The 5,135-nt window shown below is 64.2% G+C and carries 5 protein-coding genes; all 5 read left to right on the top strand.

The genetic code is table 11. The features are described 5' to 3' along the window. Positions 1-172: 172 nt before the first annotated feature. Positions 173-1,579 carry a WS/DGAT/MGAT family O-acyltransferase gene (locus WAN02_RS27330; protein WP_422268286.1) on the top strand — a complete coding sequence of 469 codons (1,407 nt, stop codon included), beginning with the start codon at positions 173-175 and terminating at the stop codon, positions 1,577-1,579. A 12-nt stretch (positions 1,580-1,591) separates the two neighbouring features. Further along, complete coding sequence (gene ppk2, locus WAN02_RS27325; RefSeq protein WP_422268284.1) at positions 1,592-2,467, top strand: polyphosphate kinase 2; 876 nt, start codon at positions 1,592-1,594, stop codon at positions 2,465-2,467. A 28-nt stretch (positions 2,468-2,495) separates the two neighbouring features. After that, positions 2,496-3,014, top strand: a complete 519-nt coding sequence (locus tag WAN02_RS27320) for a DUF6912 family protein (protein ID WP_422268288.1) — start codon at positions 2,496-2,498, stop codon at positions 3,012-3,014. Between the two features lie 67 nt (positions 3,015-3,081). After that, the gene (locus tag WAN02_RS27315; protein ID WP_422268282.1) at positions 3,082-4,218 is read left to right on the top strand and encodes a ferredoxin reductase; all 1,137 of its coding nucleotides are present in this window, start codon (positions 3,082-3,084) and stop codon (positions 4,216-4,218) included. An 83-nt stretch (positions 4,219-4,301) separates the two neighbouring features. Beyond that, on the top strand, positions 4,302-5,135 hold an 834-nt coding region (locus tag WAN02_RS27310; RefSeq protein ID WP_422268280.1), incomplete at its 3' end, for a fatty acid desaturase family protein.

Below are 5,135 nucleotides of genomic sequence, written 5' to 3'. Positions count from 1 at the left end.
CATTTGAAGGGCCACAGACGCTGGCCTGCTGGAGAGGGGCAGACAGTGTGACGATGATCGCACAGTCGCCGCTTTTGCGTGCTCGCCTGTGCCGGGCGCGGACAGACGGTTAGCGTGTGCGGCATATTGGTCGGTGAACCAATCGGCAAGGGACGTGAAGGGGAGAGGCGACGTGACCCGGTTGTCCGCTTCGGACGCCTCCTTCTACCAGCTGGAGAATTCGGCGACGCCGCTGTACGTGGGCTCGCTGTCGATTCTGCGTCAGCCGCGGGCCGGGTTGAGCTACGAGACGTTGCTGGCCACCATCGAGCGACAGCTGCCGAAGGTGCCCCGTTACCGGCAGAAGGTCCGCGAAGTGACGATGCGGCTGGCCCGGCCGGTCTGGGTCGACGACCGCGATTTCGACATCACCTACCACGTCCGGCGCTCTGCGCTCCCGTCGCCGGGCAGCGACGAGCAGCTCCACGAGCTGATCGGTCGGCTGGCCGCCCGCCCGCTGGACAAGACGCGGCCACTCTGGGAGATGTACCTGGTGGAGGGCTTGGCCAACAATCGCTTGGCCCTGTACACCAAGTCGCACCAGGCATTGATCAACGGCATGGGCGCGGTCGAGATCAGCCACGTCATCGCCGATCGGAGTCGGCGTCCGCCGCCGTTCGCCGAAGACATCTGGGTGCCGGCCCGCGAGCCGGGCAACGTAGAGCTGGTACTGCGCGCGATCGGTGACTGGGCCACCCGCCCGCAGGCGCAGCTGAACGCCGTCCGCAGCGGGGTCACCGATCTATTGACCAACTCCGGACAGCTTGCCGACGCCGGCCGGCGGATGTACGACGTCGCCCGGACGTTGGCGCGCGGCAACGCCCCCCGCAGCCCGCTCAACGCCACGGTGTCGCGCAACCGACGGCTGACGGTCGCGCGCGGCCAGCTTGACGACTACCGGGCCATCCGGTCGCGTTACAACTGCGACGTCAACGATGTGGTGCTGGCGGTGATCACCGGTGCGCTGCGCAACTGGCTGTTGTCTCGCGGCGAGTCGGCCGCGCCGGCCGCGACAGTGCGAGCGATGGCGCCGTTGCCGGTCTATGTCGACGAAACATTCGACTCGTCGAGCCGGGGACAGGCGATCAGCCAGGTAGCGCCGTTTCTGGTCGACCTGCCGGTCGGGGAGGGTAACGCGGTGGTGCGGCTGTCGCAGATCGCCCACGACACCGAATCGAATCCGACGGCGGCCAGCCTGGTCGACGCCCGCACCATCGTTACGCTGTCGGGTTTTGCGCCGCCGACCCTGCACGCCATGGGAATTCGAGTTGCTACCGGCTTGTCACCGCGCTTGTTCAATCTGTTGATCACCAATGCGCCGGGCGCCCAATCGCAAATGTATGTCGCCGGTGCGAAGTTGTTGGAGACCTATGCCGTACCGCCGCTGTTGAACAACCAGGTGCTGGCCATCGGCGTGACGTCTTACAACGGCATGTTGTATTTCGGCATCAACGCCGATCGGGACGCGATGAGCGACGTCGACATGCTGCCGGCGTTACTGGCCGAATCGCTCGATGAACTGCTGGAAGCCGCGCAGTAGACCTACCATTCGATGGTGACCAAGGCGAAGAAGACGAAGGCCGAGATCCCCAACAAGGTCTACGAGGCCGAATTATTCCGGCTGCAAACGGAATTGGTGAAACTCCAGGAATGGGTGCGAGCTTCCAGTACCCGCGTCGTGGTGATCTTCGAGGGTCGTGACGGCGCGGGCAAGGGCGGCACCATCAAAAGGATCACCGAATATCTCAATCCGCGCGTCGCCCGAATCGCCGCGCTGCCCGCTCCGACCGATCGGGAACGTGGGCAGTGGTACTACCAGCGCTATGTCGCGCAGTTGCCCACCAAAGGCGAGATCGTGCTGTTCGACCGGTCTTGGTACAACCGGGCCGGCGTGGAGACAGTCATGGGATTCTGCACGCCGCAAGAGCGTGAGCTGTTTTTGCAGCAGACACCGATCTTCGAGCAGATGCTGATCGACGACGGGATTCTGTTGCGGAAGTACTGGTTTTCGGTCTCCGAAGAAGAGCAGTTGCGCCGATTCAAAGCGCGCCGCAGCGACCCGGTGCGGCAGTGGAAATTGAGCCCGATGGATCTGGAGTCGTTGTACAAATGGGAGGACTATTCACGCGCCCGCGACGAGATGATGGCCCGCACCGATATGCCTTACAGCCCTTGGTATCTGGTGGAATCGGATATCAAGAAGCACGCGCGGCTCAATATGATTGCGCACCTGTTGTCCACGATCGAGTATCGCGATGTCAAGAGACCCAAAGTCAAACTGCCCGATCATCCGATCAAGAGTGGCAACTACCAGCGGCCACCGCGGGAGTTGTCCACCTACGTCGACGATCACGTGGCGACGCTGATGGGTTCGCCCGCGGCGACAATGCGGGCCGTGAAGTGGCCAAAGAAGGAGCCGGCCAATTGATCGACCGAATGACACGGGTGGGCGTTGCCTGATGCGGATCTACATCCCGGTGACACTGCCGATGCTCCAACAGCTTGTCGCCGACGGCTCGCTACGGCCGGTCAACGGAACCGCGTTCGCGGTGACCCCCAAGCTGCGGGAGGCCTACGCCGAGGGCGACGAGGACGAACTGGGCGAAGTGGCGCTGCGTGAGGCCGCGCTGGCCTCGCTGCGACTGCTGGCCGGCGCCGCGGAGGATTCCGGCCAATCGGGGGCCGAGTTGCCGCCGCGACGCGCGGTGCTGGTGGCCGATGTCGGCGATGTCACATTCCGCCCCGATCTCGACGACGCCGTCGTGCGGATCGGTGCGCCGGTGACCACTGACGATGTCGTAGCCGTGTTCGTCGACAACGCCGCGGCAGAAGTCCAAGTCAAGGCGGCGATCGAGGTTATCGATGAGGCCGATCTCGGCGATGAGGACGCCGAGCTGACCGTTGGTGATGCGCAGGATCACGACCTGGCTTGGTACGCGGTGCAGGAGCTGCCGTTCCTTCTCGAGCTGCTCTAACGGTGGCTACGGTGCCGTAAGTTACGGTACCGTAGGTCTGTCCGAGCGAGAGCGAGGAGTTTCCTCAATGGACAGAAAAATATCGCGACCCGCTGCCGACGTCATCGAGACCAGGCCCATTACGCTGGCCGGCGTGGAGACCCACCCCGGCTGGCATGCGTTGCGCACCCTTGCTCGACGCATCACCACGCCTCTGTTGCCCGATGACTATCTGCGCCTCGCCAACCCGCTGTGGTCGGCGCGGGAACTGCGGGGCCGCGTTCTCGAGGTGAGGCGTGAGACGCACGACTCAGCGACGCTGATCATCAAGCCGGGCTGGGGCTTCAGCCTCGATTACCAGCCAGGCCAGTACATCGGTATCGGGCTGCTGATGGACGGCCGGTGGCGGTGGCGCTCGTACTCGTTGACGTCCAGTCCGCACCGGAGTGCGCGCACGGTGACCATCACCGTCAAAGCCATGCCGGAGGGATTCCTGTCCGCTCATCTGGTGGATGGGGTGCAGCCAGGGACGATCGTGCGGCTGGCTGCGCCACAGGGCAATTTCGTGCTGCCCGATCCGGCGCCGCCGGCAGTGTTGTTCGTCACCGCCGGCTCGGGCATCACGCCGGTGATGTCGATGCTGCGCACGCTGGTCCGACGCGATCAGATCACCGACGTGATCCATCTGCATTCCGCGCCCACCGCCGCCGACGTGATGTTCGGTGCGGAACTCGAGCGGCTGGTCCGCGACCAGCCGGGATACCGGCTGCGGTTGCGCGCGACGCGCGATCAGGGGCGGCTGGATCTCGCCCAACTCGACACCGAGGTGCCGGATTGGCGCGACCGGCAGACCTGGGCGTGTGGGCCCGAAGCCATGCTCGACGCGGCCGAGCAAGCGTGGTCGGCGGCCGGCATCACCGACTGCCTGCACCTCGAGCGCTTCGCTGTGTCGCGTGCGGCGCCCGCCGGAGAGGGCGGGACCGTCACGTTCGCCAAGAGCGGGAAAAGTACCTCAGCCGACGCGGCGACGTCGCTGATGGATGCCGGTGAGCAACAGGGCGTGCAGATGCCGTTCGGCTGCCGGATGGGTATCTGCCAGTCGTGCGTGGTTACCTTGGTGGAAGGCCATGTGCGCGACCTCCGAAACGGCGCGGAGCATGAGCCGGGGACCCGCGTACAAACTTGCATTTCCGCTGCGTCAGGCGATTGCACGCTCGACGTTTAAAAGTTACCCCGTGGTAACCTACGGTTTCGTAGGTTACGATAGCGTAGGTCAAGAATTGCAGTCTGCTGGAAGGCAATAACGCGATGGCGATCACCGACCTCGATGTCTTCACACATCTGACGGACGCCGACATCGACAACCTGGGCATCGAGTTGGATGCCATCCGCCGGGACATCGAAGACTCCCGCGGTGCGCGCGATGCGCGCTACATTCACCGCACCATCGCCGCGCAGCGTGCACTGGAGGTCGCGGGTCGGCTATTGCTGGCCTTCAGCTCGCGCCGGTCGGCCTGGTGGGCGGGCACCGCGACCCTTGGCGTGGCCAAGATCGTCGAGAACATGGAAATCGGCCACAACGTCATGCACGGCCAGTGGGACTGGATGAACGATCCCGAGATTCACTCCTCGTCGTGGGAGTGGGACATGAGCGGATCGTCCAAGCACTGGCGCTACACCCACAACTTCGTGCACCACAAGTACACCAACATCCTCGGCATGGACGACGACGTCGGCTACGGCCTGCTGCGCGTCACCCGCGACCATCCCTGGAAGCGCTTCAACCTGTTCAACTTGGTCTACAACGCGCTGCTGGCGCTCGGATTCGAATGGGGCGTCGGCCTCCAGCACGTGGAGATCGGCAAGATCGTCAAGAAGCGGATCGACAACGACGACGCCCGCGAGCGGGTCGACGAGTTCATGGTCAAGGCCGGTCGCCAGGTTTTCAAGGATTACGTCGCGTTCCCGGCACTGACGTCGCTGTCACCCGGCGCGAGCTACAAGTCGACGTTGAAGGCCAATGCGGTCGCCAACGTGATCCGCAACCTTTGGGCCAACGCGGTGATCTTCTGCGGCCATTTTCCCGACGGCGCCGAGAAATTCACCAGGACTGACATGGTCGGTGAATCGAAGGGGCAGTGG

It is taken from the genome of Mycobacterium sp., assembly GCF_049281135.1.
Taxonomy (GTDB): domain Bacteria; phylum Actinomycetota; class Actinomycetes; order Mycobacteriales; family Mycobacteriaceae; genus Mycobacterium.
Note: the sequence above shows the minus strand (reverse complement) of the source record. Positions and strands in the feature narration are given on the sequence as shown.